This window comes from Pararhodobacter sp. CCB-MM2 (assembly GCF_001691415.1).
Lineage (GTDB): Bacteria > Pseudomonadota > Alphaproteobacteria > Rhodobacterales > Rhodobacteraceae > Pararhodobacter.
In genome coordinates this window covers 25,647-44,787 of the sequence record NZ_LRRR01000016.1, presented here as the reverse complement: position 1 = coordinate 44,787, position 19,141 = coordinate 25,647, and the positions used below count along the sequence as shown (strand labels likewise).

The window sequence follows — 19,141 nt, the reverse complement described above, 5'->3', positions numbered from 1 at the left end:
TCCGGGCGCCTCATTTCGGCGCTTATTGTTCGGCGTACAATAAATCCGTTGCCAGACGCAAATCCGTAATTGTACGCTGAACAACGAAGGGTGATTCCGGCTGTTCCGATCCACCCGAGGACGACAGAAGGATGCCGACATGACCTCCCCCCAAAGCCCTTTCACCGAGCGCGGCGGCCCGATTCAGGTGTTCTACACACCGCTCGACGCCAAACGCCGCCCGATGATCTCGCATGCCGAGGGGATCTACATGTGGGACACCGCGGGCAAACGCTATCTCGACGCGACCTCGGGGCCGGTGGTCAGCAATATCGGCCATGGCAACGCCAAGGTTCTGGCGGCGATGGCCGAGCAGGCCGGCAAGGTCTGCTACGCCTCGCGCGCGCTGTTCGAGAACGAGGCCAATATCGCACTGGCCGAGCGCGTCGCCACCCTCGCCGGGCCGGGGTTCGAGCGGGTGTTCGTGGTCTCGGGCGGGTCCGAGGCGACCGAGGCGGCGATCAAGCTCGCGCGGCAACATGCGGTCGCAAAGGGCGAGGCCTCGCGCTGGAAGGTTCTGGCGCGCAACCCCGGCTACCACGGCGCGACGCTGGGCGCGGCGGCGATCACCGGCGACCCCGAGACTGATGCCGTGTTCGAGCCGGTGATGCGGATCATGCCGCGCGTGCCAGCCCCCTTCACCTACCGCACGCCGGGCAATATCGACGCCGACACCCATGCCCGCGATTGCGCGCAGGCGCTGGAACAGGCGATCCTCGAGGAAGGGCCGGAGAGCGTTCTGGCCTTCATCCTCGAACCCGTCGGCGGGCTGGCCACCGGCGCCTTGGTCGCGCCGGACCATTACTACACCGCCGTGCGCGAGATCTGCACGCGGCACGGCATCCTGTTGATCTTCGACGAGGTGATGAGCGGAGCCGGGCGCACCGGTCGCTTCCTCGCCGCCGAGCATTGGCCCGATGCCCGTCCCGACATGGTCACCTTGGCCAAGGGCGTCGCCGCCGGCTACACGCCGCTCGGCATGGTGCTGACCTCGCGCGAGATGGTGCAGACGGTGGTCGACGCCGGCGGTTTCCTGCACGGCCATACCTACAGCGCCAACCCCCTGTCCTGCGCCGTGGGCGAGGCGGTGCTGCGCGAGGGGATGGAGCAGGACCTGATCGGCAATGCCGAGCGCATGGGCGTCCTTTTGGGCGAGCGGCTGCAGGCGCTGGCCGAGACCTCGCCCATCGTCGGCGACGTCCGGGGCCTCGGGCTGCTGCGCGCGATCGAGATCGTCGCTGACAAGACGACCAAGACCGCCTTCCCGCCGTCGCGCAAATCCATCGCCCGGATCGTCGAACTGGGGCTGGAGAAGGGCCTGTTGCTGTATTCGCGCAGCACCGCCGGCGGGCGCTATGGCGAATGGCTGATGATCACCCCGCCGCTGATCCTGACCGAGCCGCAGCTCGACGAGATGATAGCGCTGCTGACCGAGGTACTGGCGGCCTTCGCGGCCGAGGCCCTCGCCTGACCCCCTGACAACAAGACCGAAAACAGACCAACAAGGGAAAGACCGATGCTCAACAACCTCTCGATCCGGGCGACCACGGCCCTGGGCCTGATCCTCGTCTGCGCCAGCCCCGCGCTGGCGGATTCGCTCCGCTTCTCGCATTTCCTGCCGCCGGGCCATTACTTCGACAACGACGTCCACGCCTGGGGCGACGCGCTGGCCGAGGCCTCGGGCGGCGCGCTGGATGTGCAGGTCTTCCCCGCGGGCCAGATGGGCGCGCCGGCCGACCATTACGCGATGGTGCGCGACGGCATCGTCGACGCGGCCTGGGTCAATTTCGGCTACACGCCGGGCGCCTTCCCGATCGCCGATCTGATCGACCTGCCCTATTCGCTGGAAGTGCCGCGTGACGTGGCCTCGGTCGCGGTGAATGAATGGTACGGTCAATACGCCGCCCAAGAGATGCCGGACGTGCATTTCTGCCTCGCCCATGTCGGCGCGCCGGGCGCGCTGCATTCCGCGCAGCCGATCGCCCTGCCCTCGGACGTGGCCGGCCTGCAGGTGCGCCCCGGCAGCGGCGCACTGGCCCGCTTCATCGCCGATCTCGGCGGCTCGGCCGTGCAGGTTCCGGCGACCGAGGCGCGGCAGGCGATCGAGCGCGGCGTGGCCAATGCGATCACCTTCCCCTGGGGCTCGATCGACTTCTTCGGCATCACCGACGCCGTGCCCTATCACATCGCCGACACGCTCTATTATGTCGGCGCCGGGATCGTCATCAACAAGGCGCGCTACGACGCCCTCTCGCCCGAGATGCAGGCGGCGGTGGACAGCGTCTGCAACTCGGAATGGGCGGTGAATGTCGGCGCGAGCTGGGTCGAGTTCGAGAATGCCGGCATGCAGGTGCTTGCCGACAAGGGCCACACGATCCACGAGCTGACGCCCGAGGAACTGGCCGCCTGGCACGAGGCCGCGCAACCCTCCTATGACCGCTGGGCCGCGGCGATGACCGAAGCCGGGCTCGATCCGGTGGCGATTCGCGCCGAGCTGGAAGCGGCGGTCGAGGCGGCGCAGTAATGGAGCGCTTCCTGCGCGGGACCGAGGTCGCGGCCAGCCTGATGCTGGGGGTGGTCACGCTGATCACCTTCGCCAATGTGGTCCTGCGCTACGGCTTCAACTCGGCCCTGATGGACAGCTTCGACCTGACGCGCATGGCGCAGGGGCTGGCGCTGGCCTGGGGCATCGCGGTGGCCACCCACCGGCGCGAGCACATCACCATCGACGGGCTCTGGGGGCTTATGGGCCCGCGCGGCAAGGTGGCGATGGATGCCGTGGCCCGCGCGATCACCGCGCTGTTCCTGATCGGCCTGACCGTGGCCATGGCGCAGCGGGCGTGGCGTAACATGGCGTCGAACCTGCAGACGGCCGAGCTGGGCCTGCCGGTCTGGGCCTTCCACGCGGCGATGACCCTCGGCATCGCGCTGGCAGGCTTCGTGGCCCTGATCGGCCTCCTCGCCCTGCGCCGACCTTCAGCCACTGCCTGATCAACCGTCCCGCCGCCTTCAGGGCGACGGGACCGCTTCCCAAGGCCCCTTCCTTCAAGGACCGGACGATGTCCCAGACTGAAATCGCCCTCTCGGGCTTTGCCCTGCTGGTCGTGTTGCTGTTGATCCGCGTGCCCGTCGGCATCGCCATGGCCATCGCCGGCATCGCCGGTTTCTCGATGGTGGTGGGGATCGATCCCGCGATCAGCATGCTCAGCCAGGTCGCGTTCAACTCGCTCACTGCCTATGAATTCTCGATCATCCCGATGTTCATCCTGATGGGCACTTTTGCCGCGAAAAGCGACCTGAGCCTCGAGATGTTCCGCGCGAGCCAGGCCTGGCTCGGTCGCTTCCGGGGTGGCATGGGCTATTCGGCGCTGGTCGCCTCGGCGGGGTTCGCGGCGGTGAACGGCTCGTCGATGGCGACCGCCGCGACGATGACCCGCGTGGCCCTCCCCGAGATGGAGCGCAACGGCTATGACGGCGCGCTCTCGGCGGGGGTGATCGCGGCGGGGGGAACCTTGGGGATCATGATCCCGCCCTCGGCCGTTTTCGCGCTCTATGGCTTCATCACCCAGCAGGACGTGGCCGACCTGTTCATCGCCGGCATCCTGCCGGGGCTGCTGGGGCTGGCACTCTATGCCTCGGTCATCGTCATGATCTCCTTCCTGCGCCCCTCGCGCCTGCCGGTCGCCCAAGACAGCAGCTGGGCCGACAAATGGCGCAGCCTGCGCAGCGTCTGGGCCATCGCGCTTCTGTTCGGGCTGATCATCGGCGGGATCTATGGCGGCATCTTCACCGTGACCGAAGCCGCCGGCATCGGAGCCTTCGGCGCCTGGGCCATCGGCACCCTTCGCGGTCGTCTGGGCTTTCGGGCGACCCTTGAGTGTCTGGCCGAGGCGCTGGCCATGAGCGCCGCGATCTTCACGCTGGTGATCGGCGCGCTGGCCTTCGGCTATTTCCTCACCGTCACCGGCACCACCACCGCGCTGATCGGCTTCCTCGCGAACCAGCCGGTCGGCCCTTACGGCGTGCTGGCGCTGATCCTGATCGGCTACCTGATCCTCGGCGCGATCATGGACGAGCTGGCGATCACCCTCCTGACCCTGCCAATCGTCTTCCCGGTGATCACCTCGCTGGGTTTCGATCCGATCTGGTTCGGGGTGATCTTCGTGATGACCGTGACCCTCGGCGTGAACACCCCGCCCATCGGCATGAACGTCTTCGTCATCAACTCGATCGCTCGGCACATCGGCCTTGGGCGGATCTACCGGGCGGTGATGCCCTTCATCGGTGTGGACATCCTGCGCCTTCTCCTGCTGATCCTGTTCCCGGCGATCTCGCTGTGGCTGGTCGCCTGAAACCGGAGCCCGATCCCATGACCGACACCCCTCTGGCCGCGCGCCTCTCCGCCCATGCCGATGCGATCTTCGACCGCATGATCGAATGGCGCCGCGATTTCCACGCCAACCCTGAGCTCGGCAATCAGGAGTTCCGCACCGCCGGCATCGTCGCCGACCATCTGGAGCGGCTGGGCTTTGACGAGGTCCGCCGCGGCCTCGGCGGCAGCACCGGGGTGATCGGCATCCTGCAGGGCGGCCAGCCCGGCCCCTGCGTGGCGCTCAGGGCCGACATGGATGCGCTGCCGGTGCGCGAGACGACGGGCCTGCCCTTCGCCTCGGGCCAGACCGGGATCTGGGGCGGCGAGACGGTGCCGGTGATGCATGCCTGTGGCCATGATGCGCATACCGCGGTGCAGATGGCGGTGGCCGAGATCCTCGTGGCCGAACGCGCCTCGATCAAGGGCAAGGTCATGCTGGTGTTCCAGCCGGCCGAGGAAGGCCCCGCGCCGGACTGGCAGGGGCTCTCGGGCGCGGCGCGGCTGGTGGCGGACGGGGTGTTCGACGACCCCAAGCCCGACGCCTTCTTCTGCTTCCACGTCCTGCAGGACGAACGTCCCGGCACCGCCGGAGAGATCCGCGTGCACGAGGGCGCGGGCACCTATGCGATGAACCTGATGCGCATCAAGATCCACGGGCGCGGCGGGCATGGCGCCTTCCCCTGGCGCACCGTCGATCCGCTGCTGATCGGCGCACAGATCCTGACCGCGCTGCAGGCGATCCCGGCGAAGAATGTCAACGTGAACGAGAATGCCGTGACGCTGTCGATCGGCATCTTCAAGGGTGGCACCAAGTTCAACGTGATCCCCGAGACGGCCGAGATGGAGGGCGCCCTGCGTTTCACCGATCCCGCGACCGGCCCCTATCTGGAGGAACGGGTCGAGGCCGTCTGCCGCGGCATCGCCGAAGCGGCCGGCGGGCGGGCCGAGGTCGATTGGTACATGCGCGTGCCGCTGGTGCAGAACGACCCCGAGCTGACCCGGCGCATGCGTCCCTCGCTCGACCGGGCGGCGCCGGCGGACAAGCCGGTCGTCGAGGTCGACAATTGCTTCCTCGACGATGTGTCCAACTTCTCGGCCATCGCGCCCCTGATGTTCTTCACCGTGGGCGTGGGGCTGGACGAGGGCGATCCCGACCGCTCGGGCTTCCACCACGAGCCGACCTTCCGCGTGAACGAGGAAGGCCTGCGCACCGCGTTGAAAGCAATGACCAACCTCGCCGTCGACTATGGCTACGAGACCACGCGGAACGGCTGATCGCGGCTGCGATGCGGATGGTGGGCAACAAAAGGCCGCGCCGGAGAGATCCGACGCGGCAAGGTCGACTGTCCTGCCGGGAACGATGGCAGATCAATCGTCGAGGAAACTCACACTCACGCCGCCTGTCGCGCGCGCTCGTCATGGCGGGCCAGATAGACCCCGGCCACACGGATCAGATCGGCATTGGGCCGCCCGTCGCTCAGCAATTGCGCCTGCGTCGCCGCAAGGCCGTCGCGGCCCGAGCGCAGGGCCGACAGCAGTGACAGCATCCGGCGCTCTTCCGGCGTCACCCATTGGCGACAGCCGGCGCAAGCCTCGGGGTTGAAGCGGAAAACGCTACGCCGGGTCGCACGCACCACCTCGACCAAGGCCACGATGTCATAGCACAGCGCGGGGGCGCGGGCGGGACCGACGACCTCGGTCGCCAGCCGCAGGGCGCTCAGCCATCCTTGGCACTCGGGCTCGGCGAAGCCCTGAAAATGCCAGCGCATCAACGACAGGGTGAAGCGGTCGAAAGGATCGGCCTGCAGATCGTCCAACCGTTGCTCATCCGGACGGCCGGGGCGCAGGCGGGGTTGGTCGGACTTATCGCAGGCCATCGCGACGCCCCGTGTTCTCGCGGCGTGTTTCGGCCCGGCTGCGATCGAGGAGACCTTCGACAAGGCCCCAGTTGACGCCGCCGTCGATACCGGCGTCGCAGCCGGTGTCCCCGCCCGCGCCCGGATCGCTCGCCAGAAGGCGCTGAAGAAAATCGCGTGTCTCGGCATGTCGCACGGAAGCCTCCGATCAGAAGATGACGTTGCTGCCGGGCCGCGCCCCCGCATTCGAGTCGGGGTCCAAGACTGGGTATCTTTTTTCTTATTATTTTTGTCAGGATTGTAAAGCCCCCCTGCCCCGCCCTCTGACGGCACAACGAAAAACCGCCGACCCGGGAGGAGGTCGGCGGCTCGATACCCCGAGGGGAGGAGGATCCGGTCCCTTTCGGCACCGGACCCACGGGGTTCCGGATCAACCCGATGCGTGGCTTAAACGTCCAACCTTAGAAGAAGCCCAGCTTGTTCGGGTTGTAGCTGACCAGCATGTTCTTGGTCTGCTGGTAGTGGTCGAGCATCATCTTGTGCGTCTCGCGACCGATGCCCGACTGCTTGTAGCCGCCGAAGGCCGCATGGGCCGGATAGGCGTGATAGTTGTTGACCCAGACGCGGCCGGCCTCGATGTTGCGGCCGAAGCGATAGGCCCGGGTGCCGTCCCGCGTCCAGACGCCGGCGCCGAGGCCGTACATCGTGTCATTGGCGATCTGCAGGGCCTCTTCCTCGGTCTTGAAGGTCGTGACCGAGACGACCGGGCCGAAGATTTCCTCCTGGAAGACCCGCATCTTGTTGTGGCCCTTCAGGATCGTCGGCTGGATGTAGAAGCCGTTCGACAGCTCGCCGTTGAAGCGCTCGGCGCCACCGCCGACCAGAACCTCGGCCCCTTCCTCGACGCCGATGGTCAGGTAGGACAGGATCTTGTTCTGCTGCTCTTCGCTGGCCTGCGCGCCGACCATGGTGGCCATGTCACGCGGGTCGCCGCGCTTGATGGCTTTCACGCGGGCGATGCAGCGGGCGATGAACTCCTCGTAGATGTCTTCCTGGATCAGCGCGCGCGACGGGCAGGTACAGACTTCGCCCTGGTTGAAGGCGAACAGCACGAAGCCTTCGACGGCCTTGTCGAGGAACGCATCATCCTGCGCCATCACGTCCGAGAAGAAGATGTTCGGCGACTTGCCGCCCAGCTCCAGCGTGACCGGGATCAGGTTCTCGGTCGCGGCCTGCATGATCTTGCGGCCGGTTTCCGTCGAACCGGTGAAGGCGATCTTGGCGATGCGCGGCGAGCGGGCCAGCGGGGCGCCCACTTCGGCGCCATAGCCGTTGACGATGTTCAGCACACCGGCGGGCAGCAGGTCGGCGATGACCTCGGCCAGCACCATGATCGCGGCCGGGGTCTGCTCGGCGGGCTTCAGCACGATGCAATTGCCGGCGGCGAGCGCAGGCGCCAGTTTCCACGCCGCCATCAGCACCGAGAAGTTCCACGGGATGATCTGGCCGACGACGCCGAGCGGCTCGTGGAAGTGATAGGCCACGGTGTCATGGTCGATTTCCGACATGTTGCCTTCCTGCGCGCGCAGGACACCGGCGAAGTAGCGGAAATGATCGACGGACAGCGGGATGTCGGCGGCCATCGTCTCGCGGATCGGCTTGCCGTTGTCCCAGGTCTCGGCGGTGGCGATGCGCTCGAGGTTGGCCTCAATACGGTCAGCGATCTTCAGCAGCACGTTCGAGCGTTCTGCCGCCGAGGTCTTGCCCCAGGCGGTCTTGGCGGCATGCGCGGCGTCGAGCGCCAGCTCGATATCCTCGGCCGAGGAACGCGCCACTTCACAGACCTTGGCGCCGGTGATCGGGGTGATGTTGTCGAAATACTGGCCCTTGACCGGGGCCACGAATTTCCCGCCGATGAAGTTGTCGTAGCGGGTCTTGAACGGCGAAGTGTACTCGCCGGCGATCTGCGTCATCTCGTTCATGGGATCCTCCGTTACCCGTCCCGGTCCTCCACCGGGGATGAGTTGAGGATGTGCGGCGGGCTTGAGTCTGTCAGCCGGGGGCAAGCGGCCTGTCGCGGCCACCTGTCTCATGTTTGAGACAGGTCAGGCGAGGTTCTGGTCGATCCCCAGCCGGTTCATCCGGCGATAGAGCGTTGCCCGCCCGACCCCCAGCGCCCGCGCGGCCTCGGACACATTGCCCTGCGCCCGCGCCAAGGCCCGCATCACCGCTGCGCGTTCGGCCTTCTCGAACCCGCGCGCGCCGTCCTCGCGCCCGAACAGATCCGAGGCCGGCACCGACCGCACCGGCCCCGTCGCGTTCAGCCCGAAGACCTTGCGCGCCCCCCGCGTCGCGCCGATCACCAGATCGTCGCTGTCGACGGCCAGCAGCGTCGCGGCCTCGCTGTCGTCCTGATCGGCGACGACGATCCGGGCCCGCGGGAACGAGGCGCGGAAATGGTCGGCTTCGATCTGCCGGGCGGTCTGCGCGACCGTCGCGGCGATCAGCCGGTTGAACCCCTCGGTCTGGTCCGCCCGGGCCGAGGACACGTCCAGCGCGCCGATCAGCTCGCCCTCAGGCCCGAAGATCGGCGCGTCCATGCAGCTCATCGCGGTGTTGCGGGCGAAGAAATGTTGTTCGCGGTCGATGATCACCCGGCGCTGTTCCGCGATGCAGGTACCGATGCCGTTGGTACCTTCCGAGGCCTCGGACCAATCCGCGCCGGGATGCAGCCCCCAGGCCTCGAACACCGATTGGTCACTGACTGACGCGCGCAGATCCAGGACCACGCCCTGCGCGTCGGTCAGCAACACCCCGCAGCCCGAGCTGCCGACGAGTTGGTACAACTGATCCAGCTTGGGTCGCGCAACGAGCAGCATCGCCTCGGCCCGTTCGCGATGGCTGGAGAGCGTGGTGTCGGTGACCCGATGCACCTCGCGCCGCTGCGCCGGGTCCAACCCGTGATGCGCCAGGGACCGGCGCCACGACGCCGCCAGACGCGAGCGCGCCGCCGCGCCCGGATCGCTGGCCGTTTGATAGACCTTCGCAATGTGCTGAGACAGCGCCGCCATATCCGTTCCTCCCGGCCGGGATCTTACGGCGCCGGAAGCCCCGCCGGGAAGTTGGCGGAAAGTGGCAAATGAGGGCTTTCAGAGCTGTCCCCGCGGGGACGCAAGGCGGCGCGGCATCCCGAGACAGAAGAAAACCTTCACTCCATTGTTGCGCATAATTCGATCCTTTTGCGCACCACTTGAGCATAACTCTAAACACTCATCACCACAGGCGAAAACCGATGCCTCACCCTGGCGCAACGTGTGCCCGACGCCGCGCCAGTTCGTCCCCTTGTCCCCACGGGGACAGGCCGCAATCTCGTCACCCAACCCAACTGAACATGCACCGGGAGAGCCGCACCATCCGGTCGCCACCAATCCTCCCCTCGCAGAGTCAATCCGCCGAACCAGCATCCGCCGCCCTGCCCTGCCCCGCCGTATCACCACGGCCCACATCAAGGAAAAGGCCCCGGCACTCTCGCGCCGGGGCCCTCCAATTTTCCCGTCCCCATGGGGACACTCAGTCGTCGAGCGAAGCAAGAAACGCCGCCACCGCCTTCTCCAGCCGCATCCGGTCCACCGCCGAAAAGTCGCGCGGCAGGCGCAGCTCAACGCGGCCGTCCGATGCCGTGCACTGCGCGATCATCCCACCGTGCGGCACGCGCAGCGTTGTCTTCGCGCCGGGCTTGCGCGGCTTGGCCTCGACCTCAGAACTGACGGGCGCCGGGCTCTCGGCCATCTCGCGCAGGATCGCCAACTCCCGATCCGCGTCTCGCTGCGGCTCGGCGGCCAGCTTGCGCGACACCCGCGCGACCAGCGACGGGTCACGATCCACGGCCTTCCAAAGCGACAACCCCAGCGCCCGCGGGATCGACGGCGCATGCATCAGCGCCCCACCAAGCGCATCGAGCAGCTTGGCGAAGTTACGGATGTAGACCCGCTTCTGCCGATTGGCCGAGCCGAACAGCGCCGCGATCGCCGCATCCAACGTGCCTGCCGGCGTCTCAGGATCGGCGTGATAGGCGCGCGCCAGTTCGGCCATCTCGGCGAACGAGATGTCCCGGCGCACCATGTTCTCATCGACCATCCGGCGATAGAGCATGTCGATCCCGTCACCCGGCGGTACCAGCCCCGCGGGGACCTTCGCGAACCGCTCGTCACCGGTTTCCGCGTGCAGCTCGCGAAAAGCCATCAACCGGCGGAAGCCCTGGATCAGCTCGAACCCGTCACCGCGCGCGACGACGCGGATCGGGTTCGACAGGCCGATCTCTCGGATCGATTCCTTCAGCTCGTCAATATCCTCGTCCCGTCCGGCGGCGCGGTCGCGGGTCAGCTCCTCGGCGCGGATGGCGTCCAGATCGATCAGGTCGACGACCAGTCCCAGCTTGCGCAGCCGCACGAACTCATGCGCCAACTCGTCATTCTCGGCCCGGATCCGGGTCTCGATCTGCGCGCGCTCGCGCAGGGCATCGGCGTTCTCGGTGATCGCGGCGGCCATCGGCCCGCGACGCGCCGAGGCTTCTGTCCCCGCGGGGACAGCCGGCGCCGCAGGCTGCGCGGCGGGCGTCTCGTCGGCCGGAAAGCCGATGTCGAAAATCCGGCGCTTGCTCATGCCTTATCCTCCATCTGATCCCAGGCGTTCAGCGCATGGGTGCGGAATTCCTCGTAGGCCCGATCGAAGGACAGCCGCGCCCGACGCCAGGTTTCCCGCGTCATCTGCCGGTAGTCGATCTCATAGACCGAGGATAGGAAGCGTCCCGATTGCTCGACCGCGCGGGTCAGCTCGATCGGGTGCTCGGCCATCCTATCGCCGAACACCTTGCCGAAGGCTTCCTGCATCGCACGATGCAGATCATTGTTCGGCTCATAGCGCGTAATCAGGAAGCGCAGGTCCAGAAACGCCTTCGGCAGCGAGAATGTCCCCGCGGGGACAAGACCCGAGAACCCGCTCAAATCCTCCAGCGCCTCGCCGAGCTGGCCGATGAAGGAGGTGGTGGAATCGTATTCCCAATAGCCGGGGCCCGAGGGGATATAGAGCATGTCCGCCGCGAAGACCGCGTTCATCGACTGATAGCCAATGGCGGGCGGGCAATCGAAGATGATGAAGTCGTAGCTGTCGTCGGGCAGGCTATCAAGGAAGCGCGAGACCGCCGCGAAGAACGACCATTCCGGGTTCAGGTGCCGATACTGCGCGCTGGCGAATTCGACGAAGGCCGCGTTGGCACAGCTGGGGACGATGTCGATCGTGGACCAGCTGGTCGGCTTGATGAAGTCGGTGAGGCGCAGATCGGCGAGGCCCATCTCGGTGATCGACGAGGGCAGCTTGCGCTGGGGCAGGGCGGTCCCGCTCTCAGCGCCGCGGGCGGTGGAGTTCATGCGCTCCGTCTCGCGGATGAGGTCGCGCGCCATGATGCCCCAAACGGTGTATTCTTCGGCCACGTCGGATAGGCCCATCGAGTGGCTCAGCGTCGCCTGCGGGTCGAAGTCGACGGTCAGCACGCGGTAGCCATCCAGCGCCGCGGCATGGGCGAAGTGCAGGGCGACGGTCGACTTGCCGGCGCCCCCTTTGAAGTTGGCGATGGCGGCCCGTAGCGCGCGTTTCCCCGCGGGGCGGCGCGGCTGCAGCGACTGGCGGTTGATGCGCAGACGGCGGCGGATCTCGTTGATCTCGTCGAGGGTGAACCAGCGTTGGCGGCCATCCTCCTCAACAAGGCCCTGAGGGAGCGAGGGGTCCGCGGCCAGTTTGCCGCGCAGGGTGGATTGGTTGACCTTCAGGATCAACTCTCCCAATTCCCAGCTGGAGAAACGGCGCAGCGTCTTCTCGTGCTCGGGCGAATAGGTCTGCTGCCGGATCCAGCCCTGCATCTTCAGGGACTGCGCCTGAAGGCGGGACAGGTCTTCATGCGTGAACATGGCGGTCTCTCAACGTTGTTTGCTCGATGATCGGAATTTACGCGGAAATGCAGAAAGCGTAAATCCGGATCTTTCCCTAAAGGACGTTTTGATGCATTCTGTCCCCGCGGGGACACTGCGACGTCCCTCGGGTCCGGATAGCACTTTGGTTACAGGGACTTTTGGCCCGTCGCTGATTCGGATGGCGGGGACGAAATGCACCCGCAGTACCGCGATTCGGCCGGGCAGGGTCGGCAGGGCGAATACGGCGCGAAACCCCAGACTTAGGGGGACACCGGAAGGCCCGCCACCACGCTTGGGGGGACAAAGGACCCGCAATGGGGTGACACACAGGATGTCCCCTAATACCAAGCAACCCGATTTTTTAAATCGGTTTTGGGTCAGGATCAGGGATCACCAGGCCCGGCTGGCAGGCTTTGGTCACAGAATCGTTGACACTCGGAACCGTCCCAACGTAAATTCCGTGGAAGATGGGAAAAGCGTTGGATCCGGGTCTGGACCTTCCAACGGAAGTGGACCAGAACGGCCCGAAACGACGCAATCCCACCTCTCGGGCAACGACCCGGATCGAGCAACACGTCCATACGGACAAACCCAAGGATTCGCCATGAGCGTCCTCAAACCCGTTGGCAACGGGGCCGCTTCGCGCAAGTACGACCTGCTCACGGCGCTGGGGGCCATGGCGCTGGCCTCAAGCCCGGCAGAGCAGCGGCTGGTCTTGCGCCTGATCCTCGCGATCACCGCACGCTACAATTGGGCGACGGATACGCTGGCGGTGGCGCAGGCCGATCTGGCACGGATGTGGTCGGTGGATGAGCGCACGGTCAAGCGGGTGATGGCCGAGTTCCGGGCGCGAGAGTGGCTGAAGCTGAAGCGGGCCTCGGCGCGGGGCAGGGTGGCGGAATACGGTCTGGGGATCGACGAGCTGCTGGCGGCCAGCCGCCCCGACTGGGCGCGCGTCGGCCGCGATTTCGAGGCGCGGATGAATCCGCAGGAGGGCCAAGCCGCCGTCCCGCAGGCGGAGGAGAGCAAGATCGTCCGCTTCCCCGCCAGCGCCCCCACGGAAGTGCCGCAGGGGCAGGTCTGGCCGCGCTTGCTGACGCTGCTGGCGGCGGGGGATCCGGCGACGGCGCGGGCGTGGATGCAGGGCATCACTGAGGAAGGGATCGTGGGCGGCACGCTGATGTTGCGCACCAAGGGGCGTTATCAGGCGAATTACCTGCGCACCCATCTGATGGGTCGGTTGATGGGCGCTGCACGGCGGTTGGAGCCGCGCGTGCAGGCCATCGAGATCGGTGCCGACGACGCCTGATCAGGGCTGCTCGCTGGCCTCTCCGGCGCTGCCGAAGGCGTTCCAGCCGCCGTCCACGCCCAAGAGCGTGCCGTTGATATAGCTGGCGGCGGGGGAGGCCACGAAATGCACGGCCTCGGCGATATCCTCGGGCCGGCCAAGGTCGCCCATCGGGATCCGCGCGCGGATCGATCGGCTGTCGACCTGCCCCTTGGCCTCGAGCGCGGCGACGCCCGGCGTGCGGATGTAGCCCGGCGCGACGGTGACGACGCGGAAGCCCTGCGGTCCCAGCTCGGCCGCGAGGCAGCGGGTGAGGATGTCGATCCCGGCCTTGGAGGCCCCGTAGGCGTGGCGCGGGGCCATGGGGACCAGCCCCGCGATGGAGCCGATGTTGACGATCACGCCGCCCGGACGGAGCCGGGGCAGGGCGGCCTTGATGCAGGCGAAGGCGCCCGTGAGATTGACCTCGAAGGTGCGGTGCAGGTCGGCGAAATCCTGTTCCTCGGCGGGTTTGAACGTGTCAGCGATGGCCGCGTTGTTGACCAGCACATCAACGGCGCCGATCTGGGCGAAGGCGGCCTCGACCGCGGCATCGTCGCTGACGTCGCAGGGCAGGGCGGTTGCCTGGGGACCGAGAGCCTTGCCGCGGGCGGCCAGCGCCTCGGCATTGCGGTCGAGCAGGATGACGCTGTCCCCGCCGGCGATGAAGCGCGCGGCATGGGCGGCGCCGATGCCGTCCGCCGCCCCCGTGATGACCACGCGGCGCGGGCCGGTCGGCGGGGCAGGGGGGCTGAGTTCGGCCTCGGGCACCGTGTCGGCTGGGGGATGCGCGTCGCCCGGCTGGTTGAAGGACAGCCACCCGCCATCGACGCCCAGTATGGTGCCCGTGACATAGCGCGCGCGGTCCGAGGCGAGGAAGCCGATGGCCGAAGCCATCTCGTCGGCGCGGGCCAGACGGCCCATCGGGATGCGGCGCCGCACGGCGCTGAGGTCGGCTTTCCCGGCGGCCTCCAGCGCGGCGACCATCGGCGTGCGGACATAGCCCGGCGCGATGGCGTTCACGCGAATGCCGCGCGCGGCCCATTCGCAGGCCAGCGAGCGTGTCATCGAAATCAGCGCGGCTTTCGACGCGGCATAGGCGTTCCGGCACGGGTTCCCAAGGACGCCGGCCAGCGAGGCGGTGTTCACGATCGCCCCGCCGTTCGGCATGCGCGTCGCGGCCTCTCGGGCCATCAGAAATGGCGCATACGAGTTAGTGCGCAAAGTTAGGCGAAAATGCGCAATGTCAGTCTCAACTGTCGGGGCCATCGTGGGGCCCATGGCGGCATTGTTGACCAGCACGGTGACCGCCAGACCCTCGGCATCCAGCTGCTGCCAGAGGGCGAGGATTTGCGCCTCGTCGGAGAGGTCGCATTCGAAATTCCGGCTGTCGGGCAGGTCCAGAACGCCGCTGCCGGGCAGATCGACGGCGATCATCTCCGTGCCGGGTTCGGACAATTCGGACATGAGTGCGCGACCGATGCCGCCTGCGGCACCGGTGACAAGGCAGGTTCGGGTCATGGGGTCTTACTCCGGGGATAGGCGACGGAAGAAGCCGTCGCGGTACAGCAGGCTCGCGCCGGGGGCGGTGCCCAGATCGGTGACGCGGCCCAGAAAGACGGTGTGGCTGCCTTGGTCGAAGGCCTGTTCCACGGCGCAGTCGAAGCGGCTGATCGCCTTGTCCAGCCGGGGCGCGCCGGAGGGGCCGGTGGACCAGAGCGCCGGGTCGAAGGCCTCGGCCTCGTCGCCGGGGTGGGACGAGAAGCGGCGGGCGATCTCGGCCTGTTCATCGCTGAGGAAGCTCACGGCGAAATGGCCCGCTCGCCGGATACGCTCGGCCGCAGGCTTGTCGCCGCGGATGCAGACGACGAGGGTCGGTGGCTCTGTGGTGGCCGAGCAGATGGCGGTGACCGTCAGCCCCTCGGGCGTGTCGGCATGCAGCCATGTGACGACGGCGACCGGCGAGACGACGTGGCGCATGGCCTGTTTGTAATCATCGACGGACACGGGCTGGAGGTCTGTCGTCATGCGCGTCCTTCCTGCGCCGGGGCGGGCGCGCCGATATGGTAGACGGGGTCCTGCGGATGGCTGCCGCCGATCGGCTGGCGCGGGCCGAAGTGCTCGGCCTCTGTCCCCTCGGGGACGGGCTGATCCTCGGCCCAGTCATAGACCACGGTGCGGGAAGCGACGCGCCATTCGCTGCCGCGCTTCTCGAACCGGTCGCAATAGCGCCCGATCAGCATCACCTGCCGCACTACGCCATCCGGGCCGGCGCCGCGCTGATGGGCGGTGAAGTAGCTTTCGACCTCGGCGCCCTCGGGGCCGGTGAAGGTGATGAGGATATTCGACACGACATGGATGTTGCGCGGCCCGGTGGCCCAGACGCGTTTGGCCCAGTCGATGAAGCCCTCGACCGGCCCTGAGTAGGGTCCGTGCCGGTCGGTGGCATCGGGCCAGTAGCTGGAGCGAAGGGCGGCCTCGTCGGCGCGGTCGATGCCCCGGCAATAGCGGTAGAGGCAGTCGCGGATCGCCTCGCGGTCCATCAGCTCCTGCACTTGGGCGGCGAGATCTTTCATGAGGCCTCCAGTTCGATGAGGGCGTCGAGGGCGATGACGCCTTGGCCCGCGGGCAGCACACGCACCGGGTTCAGGTCGATGCCGATCACCCCGTCGCGATGCGTGGCGGCAAAGCGCGACAGGTCCGAGAGCAGCTGCGCCAATGCGTCGATGTCCGAGGCTCCGGCCCCGCGCACGCCTTCCAGAAGCGGGAAGCCGCGGATTTCGCGGATCATGCGGTGGGCTTCAGGGACGTCGAAGGGGGCGGCGCGGAAGGTCACGTCCTTCAGCACCTCGACGAAGATGCCGCCCAAGCCGAACATGACGACCGGCCCAAGGACTGGGTCGCGGGTGACGCCGACGATGGTCTCAACCCCGCCTTGCACCATGGGCGCGACGAGCACGCCTTCGACCGTCGCGCCGGGGGCCTTTTCGGCGGCCCGGGCGAGGATGTCTTGCGTCGCTTGCCGGACGGCAGCGGCGTCCTTCAGGTTCACCGCGACGCCGCCGATCTCGGTCTTGTGGGCTATGTCGGGCGAGCAGATCTTCACCACGACCGGATAGCCGAGTGCCTCGGCCGCCGTGACCGCTGCGTCGGGATCGGTGGCGAGCTGTTCGTCGGCGAACTGGATGCCGGCTTGTTTCAGCAGCGCCTTGGCGCGGGCCTCGGAGAGCGGGCCTTTGGGCAAGGGCAGAGGGGCCATCGGCGCGGGGTTGGAGGCCGGTCGGGCAAAGGCCTGCCGGAATTTCGCCAAAGCCCCAAGCGAGTGCGCCAGGGCCGAGCCGTCCTCATAGACGAGGAAGCCGTCGGCCTCGTAGCTGCGGACCGCATCGACCGGGGCGGACATGGTCAGCGCGCGGATGCTGTCGTCGTGGCCCGCCAATGCCTCCATCAGCGCCTTGCGCAGCGGGTCGGCATAGGTCTTGGACCCCGGCCCGGTGCCGAGGATCGCGGAGAAGGCGTCATAGCTGCCGCGCTCCATCATCGTGCGCACGCAGGCTTTCAGAACGTTGAGATCGCTCACCGCCTGCGCGGTCGCATCGACCGGGTTGCGCGGCGAGGCATAGGGGAGGAGGTCCAGAAGTTCCTTCTGCGCGTCATCCGGCATCGGCGCGACATCGAGGCCCGCGCTCTCCAGATCGTCGGCCAATTGGATGCCGAAGCCGCCGGACATGGTGAAGATGCCCACCCGGTCACCCTGCGGGAACCGGCCCGAGGCGGCGGCATAGGCGACGTCGATCTGCTCGGCGGTCGTCGCGGCGCGGTGTACGCCGAATTGGCGCAACACGGCGTCGAACACGCCATCCGACCCGGCCAGAGCCGCGGTATGCGAGGCGGCCGCCGCCGCACCGACAGCCGAACGGCCGGTCTTCATGAAGACGATGGGCTTGTGCAGCTGACGCGCGGTTTCCAGCGCTTCGATGAACAGATCGCGGTCGCGCACGCCCTCGGCATAGGCCATGACGACGCGTGTATCGGGCTGGCGGACCATGTGGTTCAGCGCCTCGGCCACGTCGATATCAGCCTCGTTCCCGGTGGTGATCCATTGGCTGATGCCAAGGCCGCGATTGCGCGCGAGATGCGCGAGATGCGCGCCGTAAGCCCCGGATTGCGAGACGATGCCGACTGGGCCGGGGGTGATGAAGGCCGTGTCCAGCACGACGCTGAACGTGCCGTAATACCCCAGCGCCGGGTTGAACACGCCGAGGCAGTTCGGGCCGAGAAGCCGCATCCCGGCCTCACGCGCCGTGGCGGTGAGGCGGGCTTGCAGGGCCTCGCCCTCGTGTCCGGTTTCCGCGAATCCGGCCGAGAAGATGACGGCGGATTTCACGCCCTTCGCGGCGCAATCCTGCACGGCCTGCAGGGTGGCCGAAGCGGGCAGGGCGAGGATCGCGGTATCCGGAACCTCGGGCAGTTCGGTGATCGAGGGGAAGGCGGGCAGGCCTTGTACCGTCTCGCGCTTGGGGTTCACGGGCAGGACGCGGCCCTTGAAGTCGGCCTCGCGCAGGTAGCGCAACGGGCGGCCGCCGATACGCGAGGCATCGTCGGAGGCGCCGACGAGGGCCACGCTGGCGGGCGCGAAAAGGGCGTCGAAAGCGTCACGCATCGGGGGTCTCCGGGGTCGTCAGGCGCATGCGCGGTTCCTCAAGGCCTTTGATGCCGAGGCCGTCGATGGCGAAGAGATGGCCACCCTGCGGATGGCGCGAAATGGCGCGGCCCGAGCCGCTGTCCTTGATCGAGGTGACGTAAAGCGTCGACAGATCCGGCCCGCCAAACGCCATGCAGGACGGCATGTCGGTCGGGGCCTCCAGCACGCGCTCCAGCTTGCCGGACGGGGTGAAGCGGGCGATCTTGCCGACGTTCACCAAGGCGACCCAGACATGTCCTTCGGCATCGACGGTTGCGCCATCGGGGCCCGAGTTGAACTGCTGGGTATCGGCGAAGACACGCGGGCGCGACAGCTCGCCATCCTCATAGTCATAGGCGCGAATGAAGCGGTCGAGGCTATCGGCGAAATACATCGTCTTGCCGTCAGGGCTGAAGCACAGCGCGTTCGAGATGCGGATGCCGTTGGCCAGAACCTCGGCCCGGCCGGCGCCATCGACGCGCACCAGTTCTCCGACCGGCTCGGCGAAGACGCCCATGCCGCCACAGACGAAACGGCCCTGCCGGTCGACCTTGCCGTCGTTGAAACGCATCTTCTCGTTGCGGGGCGGCAGGTAGAGGGGCGCGACCGCGCCGGTGTCGGCGTCGATCAGGTAGAAGCCGTCGACCAGACCGGCGACCAGACGGTCATCCTCGCACAGGCCGATGGAGCCGACGGTGGTCGGCGTCTCGCATTGGCCGGAGGTGCCGGTGGCGGGCTCGTGGTAGCGGATCAGGCGCGACACGCCGTCCACCCAGTAAAGCCGGGCGCGGCGGGCGTCCCACAGCGGGCTCTCGCCCAGCATGTCAGGGGTCGCCACGACGCGGGTCGCGACGATCTTGGCGTCGGATTGGGCTGTCATCATCGGGTCCGAAAAGG

The 19,141-nt window shown here is 67.5% G+C and carries 17 protein-coding genes; 6 read left to right on the top strand and 11 right to left on the bottom strand.

All coding sequences use genetic code 11. From position 1 onward, the window contains the following. The first annotated feature begins 139 nt into the window (after positions 1–139). The 5 genes from BCY78_RS15295 to BCY78_RS15275 all read left to right on the top strand — a co-directional run bounded on the left by BCY78_RS15295 (position 140) and on the right by BCY78_RS15275 (position 5,686). Complete coding sequence (locus BCY78_RS15295; protein WP_083195067.1) at positions 140–1,510, top strand: aspartate aminotransferase family protein; 1,371 nt, start codon at positions 140–142, stop codon at positions 1,508–1,510. 45 nt (positions 1,511–1,555) lie between these two features. Next, on the top strand, positions 1,556–2,563 hold the full coding sequence (locus BCY78_RS15290) for a TRAP transporter substrate-binding protein (protein ID WP_068303631.1): 1,008 nt from the start codon (positions 1,556–1,558) through the stop codon (positions 2,561–2,563). After that, a complete protein-coding gene (locus BCY78_RS15285; RefSeq protein ID WP_068303629.1) occupies positions 2,563–3,030 on the top strand; it encodes a TRAP transporter small permease in 468 nt (155 codons plus the stop codon). The genes BCY78_RS15290 and BCY78_RS15285 overlap by 1 nt, the downstream gene beginning before the upstream one ends. A 68-nt stretch (positions 3,031–3,098) precedes the next feature. Then, complete coding sequence (locus BCY78_RS15280; protein ID WP_068303625.1) at positions 3,099–4,391, top strand: TRAP transporter large permease; 1,293 nt, start codon at positions 3,099–3,101, stop codon at positions 4,389–4,391. A gap of 17 nt (positions 4,392–4,408) precedes the next feature. Continuing rightward, positions 4,409–5,686 carry a M20 family metallopeptidase gene (locus tag BCY78_RS15275; protein WP_068303623.1) on the top strand — a complete coding sequence of 426 codons (1,278 nt, stop codon included), beginning with the start codon at positions 4,409–4,411 and terminating at the stop codon, positions 5,684–5,686. A gap of 116 nt (positions 5,687–5,802) precedes the next feature. Here the strand turns inward: BCY78_RS15275 and BCY78_RS15270 are convergent, their stop codons facing one another. The 6 genes from BCY78_RS15270 to BCY78_RS15245 form a co-directional block, all read right to left on the bottom strand. Next, on the bottom strand, positions 5,803–6,288 hold the full coding sequence (locus tag BCY78_RS15270; protein ID WP_068303622.1) for a hypothetical protein: 486 nt from the start codon (positions 6,286–6,288) through the stop codon (positions 5,803–5,805). Continuing rightward, positions 6,275–6,463 (bottom strand): hypothetical protein, encoded by a 189-nt coding sequence (locus BCY78_RS15265; RefSeq protein WP_068303621.1) that lies wholly within the window; start codon positions 6,461–6,463, stop codon positions 6,275–6,277. The genes BCY78_RS15270 and BCY78_RS15265 overlap by 14 nt, the downstream gene beginning before the upstream one ends. A 265-nt stretch (positions 6,464–6,728) precedes the next feature. After that, positions 6,729–8,249, bottom strand: coding sequence for an aldehyde dehydrogenase (gene adh, locus BCY78_RS15260; protein WP_068303618.1), 1,521 nt, complete (start codon positions 8,247–8,249; stop codon positions 6,729–6,731). A gap of 123 nt (positions 8,250–8,372) precedes the next feature. Then, positions 8,373–9,338, bottom strand: coding sequence for a GAF domain-containing protein (locus BCY78_RS15255; RefSeq protein WP_083195066.1), 966 nt, complete (start codon positions 9,336–9,338; stop codon positions 8,373–8,375). Between the two features lie 499 nt (positions 9,339–9,837). After that, the gene (locus tag BCY78_RS15250) at positions 9,838–10,929 is read right to left on the bottom strand and encodes a ParB/RepB/Spo0J family partition protein (RefSeq protein ID WP_068303615.1); all 1,092 of its coding nucleotides are present in this window, start codon (positions 10,927–10,929) and stop codon (positions 9,838–9,840) included. Then, on the bottom strand, positions 10,926–12,230 hold the full coding sequence (locus BCY78_RS15245) for an AAA family ATPase (RefSeq protein ID WP_068303614.1): 1,305 nt from the start codon (positions 12,228–12,230) through the stop codon (positions 10,926–10,928). The genes BCY78_RS15250 and BCY78_RS15245 overlap by 4 nt, the downstream gene beginning before the upstream one ends. A gap of 607 nt (positions 12,231–12,837) precedes the next feature. Between BCY78_RS15245 and BCY78_RS15240 the strand changes: the two genes are divergently transcribed. Beyond that, the gene (locus tag BCY78_RS15240; protein WP_068303613.1) at positions 12,838–13,542 is read left to right on the top strand and encodes a hypothetical protein; all 705 of its coding nucleotides are present in this window, start codon (positions 12,838–12,840) and stop codon (positions 13,540–13,542) included. On the opposite strand, the gene BCY78_RS15235 is transcribed toward BCY78_RS15240, so the two are convergent. The 5 genes from BCY78_RS15235 to BCY78_RS15215 are packed head-to-tail and all read right to left on the bottom strand — an operon-like array spanning position 13,543 to position 19,124. After that, positions 13,543–15,081, bottom strand: coding sequence for an SDR family oxidoreductase (locus BCY78_RS15235; RefSeq protein WP_068303612.1), 1,539 nt, complete (start codon positions 15,079–15,081; stop codon positions 13,543–13,545). 6 nt (positions 15,082–15,087) lie between these two features. Beyond that, positions 15,088–15,588, bottom strand: a complete 501-nt coding sequence (locus tag BCY78_RS15230; RefSeq protein WP_068303609.1) for a flavin reductase family protein — start codon at positions 15,586–15,588, stop codon at positions 15,088–15,090. Next, the gene (locus BCY78_RS15225) at positions 15,585–16,136 is read right to left on the bottom strand and encodes a nuclear transport factor 2 family protein (RefSeq protein ID WP_068303606.1); all 552 of its coding nucleotides are present in this window, start codon (positions 16,134–16,136) and stop codon (positions 15,585–15,587) included. Before BCY78_RS15225 ends, BCY78_RS15230 begins: the two co-directional genes overlap by 4 nt. Beyond that, positions 16,133–18,223 (bottom strand): acetate--CoA ligase family protein, encoded by a 2,091-nt coding sequence (locus BCY78_RS15220; RefSeq protein ID WP_068303603.1) that lies wholly within the window; start codon positions 18,221–18,223, stop codon positions 16,133–16,135. Before BCY78_RS15220 ends, BCY78_RS15225 begins: the two co-directional genes overlap by 4 nt. Beyond that, positions 18,216–19,124, bottom strand: a complete 909-nt coding sequence (locus tag BCY78_RS15215) for an SMP-30/gluconolactonase/LRE family protein (protein WP_068303769.1) — start codon at positions 19,122–19,124, stop codon at positions 18,216–18,218. The genes BCY78_RS15220 and BCY78_RS15215 overlap by 8 nt, the downstream gene beginning before the upstream one ends. Between the last annotated feature and the right edge of the window lie 17 nt (positions 19,125–19,141).

Excerpts from the sequence above, each read along its gene's own strand:
- BCY78_RS15295 (WP_083195067.1), top strand. The coding sequence starts at position 140 with ATGACCTCCCCCCAAAGCCCTTTCACCGAGCGCGGCGGCCCGATTCAG.
- BCY78_RS15290 (WP_068303631.1), top strand. The coding sequence starts at position 1,556 with ATGCTCAACAACCTCTCGATCCGGGCGACCACGGCCCTGGGCCTGATC.
- BCY78_RS15285 (WP_068303629.1), top strand. The coding sequence starts at position 2,563 with ATGGAGCGCTTCCTGCGCGGGACCGAGGTCGCGGCCAGCCTGATGCTG.
- BCY78_RS15280 (WP_068303625.1), top strand. The coding sequence starts at position 3,099 with ATGTCCCAGACTGAAATCGCCCTCTCGGGCTTTGCCCTGCTGGTCGTG.
- BCY78_RS15275 (WP_068303623.1), top strand. The coding sequence starts at position 4,409 with ATGACCGACACCCCTCTGGCCGCGCGCCTCTCCGCCCATGCCGATGCG.
- BCY78_RS15270 (WP_068303622.1), bottom strand. The coding sequence starts at position 6,288 with ATGGCCTGCGATAAGTCCGACCAACCCCGCCTGCGCCCCGGCCGTCCG.
- adh (WP_068303618.1), bottom strand. The coding sequence starts at position 8,249 with ATGAACGAGATGACGCAGATCGCCGGCGAGTACACTTCGCCGTTCAAG.
- BCY78_RS15255 (WP_083195066.1), bottom strand. The coding sequence starts at position 9,338 with ATGGCGGCGCTGTCTCAGCACATTGCGAAGGTCTATCAAACGGCCAGC.
- BCY78_RS15250 (WP_068303615.1), bottom strand. The coding sequence starts at position 10,929 with ATGAGCAAGCGCCGGATTTTCGACATCGGCTTTCCGGCCGACGAGACG.
- BCY78_RS15245 (WP_068303614.1), bottom strand. The coding sequence starts at position 12,230 with ATGTTCACGCATGAAGACCTGTCCCGCCTTCAGGCGCAGTCCCTGAAG.
- BCY78_RS15240 (WP_068303613.1), top strand. The coding sequence starts at position 12,838 with ATGAGCGTCCTCAAACCCGTTGGCAACGGGGCCGCTTCGCGCAAGTAC.
- BCY78_RS15235 (WP_068303612.1), bottom strand. The coding sequence starts at position 15,081 with ATGACCCGAACCTGCCTTGTCACCGGTGCCGCAGGCGGCATCGGTCGC.
- BCY78_RS15230 (WP_068303609.1), bottom strand. The coding sequence starts at position 15,588 with ATGACGACAGACCTCCAGCCCGTGTCCGTCGATGATTACAAACAGGCC.
- BCY78_RS15225 (WP_068303606.1), bottom strand. The coding sequence starts at position 16,136 with ATGAAAGATCTCGCCGCCCAAGTGCAGGAGCTGATGGACCGCGAGGCG.
- BCY78_RS15220 (WP_068303603.1), bottom strand. The coding sequence starts at position 18,223 with ATGCGTGACGCTTTCGACGCCCTTTTCGCGCCCGCCAGCGTGGCCCTC.
- BCY78_RS15215 (WP_068303769.1), bottom strand. The coding sequence starts at position 19,124 with ATGACAGCCCAATCCGACGCCAAGATCGTCGCGACCCGCGTCGTGGCG.